At 52.6% G+C, this 1775-nt stretch carries 2 protein-coding genes; both read right to left on the reverse strand.

The genetic code is table 11. The features are described from left to right. The coding region (locus ACRESJ_RS01525) for an MFS transporter (RefSeq protein WP_431756306.1) at positions 1 to 1191 on the reverse strand (1191 nt) is incomplete at its 3' end. A gap of 353 nt (positions 1192 to 1544) precedes the next feature. After that, on the reverse strand, positions 1545 to 1775 hold a 231-nt coding region (locus ACRESJ_RS01530; RefSeq protein WP_431756307.1), incomplete at its 5' end, for a helix-turn-helix domain-containing protein.

Below are 1775 nucleotides of genomic sequence, written 5' to 3' on the forward strand. Positions count from 1 at the left end.
GAGAACAGGTGCGACGATAGCGCCTATCCTTCCCACTCCAGACGCAAAACCCACGCCGGTTGAACGAATCGATGACGGGTAGAAATCCCCTGCGTACGCATATGCCAACAACTGGGTACCGAGGGTCGATGCACCGACAATGAACACCACTGGGAAAAGCAAAGTCGTTGAGCGCGTATAACCCAGGATGGTTAAAGCAATTGCTCCAACGATGTAGAAGCAGACCAGTACGTGCTTGATGTTTAGCTTGTCACTCAACCATCCACCGCCAATTGCACCGGCGATGGCCCCCACATTGAAAACAATCACAAAGTTCAACGCCGAGCCAAGACTGAACCCCGCCATCGCCATAAGCTTGGTTAGCCAAGAGTTAAGGGCGTAGACCATGAAGAGCCCCGTCATGAACGCAGACCAAATCATGATGGTGCTAAAGCCTCGACCCTCCTTGAACAAATTACGAACTGGCGCGTCCTGTTTATCCAATACTTTGGCACTCCCGGTCATCACAGTGTTTTCGTCGATGATGAGAGTAGGGTCTAGCTTTCGAGCAATTGCTCGCAGCTCGTCCTGACGTCCGGTTTTGAGCAGGTAGGCTATAGACTCGGGCATAGTTTTCAGAATCATGGGAATGAGCAGCACTGGCAGCAGCGCCACATAAAACACCCACTGCCATCCGTGACTCTCAATCAGCTGCTTGCCAGTCAGTGCAACCAAAATACCGCCCACGGAGTACCCTGCGAAAACGAGGGTTACCAGTCGAGTACGGAGTTTGAGTGGAGAAAATTCACCCATCTGAGCGGTGCAAATTGGAAGTACGCCGCCAATGCCAAGGCCGGCGATGAAGCGAGAAATGCTAAAGGTGATCGGGTCGCTGGTGAGGCCAGCCGCAGCAGTGAAAGTACTGAACAAGGCCACGCAGATTGCGATCATCTTGGGACGCCCAATACGATCGGCTAGCGTGCCAAGAAAAATCGCTCCCAGCATCGTTCCGAACAGTGCAGACCCAGCCATGATGCCGGCGCTGGTTGGATCAATGTTCATGTCCTTCATGATCGCGGGAAGGGCGGCACCGACTACGGCAAGGTCATAACCATCGATGATCAGAATGAGGACACACCAAAATAGAATGAGTCCATGGAAGCGGTTGAACTTCGACTCAACCGCGAGTGTATAAACGTTTACCGGCTGCATATCGCGTCTCCTTCGATCTTGTTTTTTTTGTGAAGTGCACTTGTATCTGCGTCGTCAGGCACCGCGTCTTTGACGTCATATCGAAATTGAGGACGCACCGGTTGGAGGCTCGGTGGTTTACTTGATATGCAACGCTAGGGTGACCTGCGTAGCATCGTAGGAGTTGCCTTTGCTGCGGCCTATGCCCGGCGGCATCGTTCTGCTTGACCGTTTTGGACACCCATAGTTGGCCAGAAACGACCAGGATGACTTTGGGGAGGAGATGCCTGTCGGCATTTAGCGCGTGAAACGCGTTGCAGATTTCAGTCGTAATGTGGCGGGCAAATAGTTCTCTTGTTACGGAAAATAGGCTTTTATATTTCGCCTGGCTCGTCAGCATTGGAGCGGCGATAAGCGCCAGGGCTCACTCCCGTCCACTTCTTGAAGGCACGATGAAATGCACTGCTTTCCTGGAAGCCAGTGAGTGCAGCCACTTCGGTTACTGTCATGTTCGGTTGGCACAGCAGATTGATTGCCATGTCACGTCGCAGATTGTCTTTCAAACGCTGATAGCTAACCCCCTCGGCTTGTAACCTTCGCTGGAG

The organism is Pseudomonas sp., assembly GCF_050739655.1.
GTDB lineage: Bacteria > Pseudomonadota > Gammaproteobacteria > Pseudomonadales > Pseudomonadaceae > Aquipseudomonas.